Annotated in this window: 3 tRNA genes; all 3 read left to right on the forward strand. The window is 55.0% G+C overall.

What is annotated here, in order from left to right:
• The first annotated feature begins 2 nt into the window (after positions 1–2).
• Positions 3–77 (forward strand) — tRNA-Asn (locus tag KH400_RS23800).
• Between the two features lie 4 nt (positions 78–81).
• Positions 82–175 (forward strand) — tRNA-Ser (locus KH400_RS23805).
• Positions 176–195: 20 nt separating this feature from the next.
• Positions 196–267, forward strand: a tRNA-Glu gene (locus KH400_RS23810).
• Positions 268–269: the final 2 nt, after the last annotated feature.

Genomic DNA, 269 nt, shown 5'->3' on the forward strand with positions numbered 1-269 from the left:
ATTCCACAGTAGCTCAGTGGTAGAGCTATCGGCTGTTAACCGATCGGTCGCAGGTTCGAATCCTGCCTGTGGAGCCAATCTGGAGAGCTGTCCGAGTTGGCCGAAGGAGCACGATTGGAAATCGTGTAGGCGGTGTAAAACCGTCTCGAGGGTTCGAATCCCTCGCTCTCCGCCAGGAAAAAAATTCTTAAGGTTGGCCCGTTGGTCAAGTGGTTAAGACACCGCCCTTTCACGGCGGTAACACGGGTTCGAATCCCGTACGGGTCACC

This window comes from Desertibacillus haloalkaliphilus (assembly GCF_019039105.1).
Taxonomy (GTDB): Bacteria; Bacillota; Bacilli; order Bacillales; family KJ1-10-99; genus Desertibacillus; species Desertibacillus haloalkaliphilus.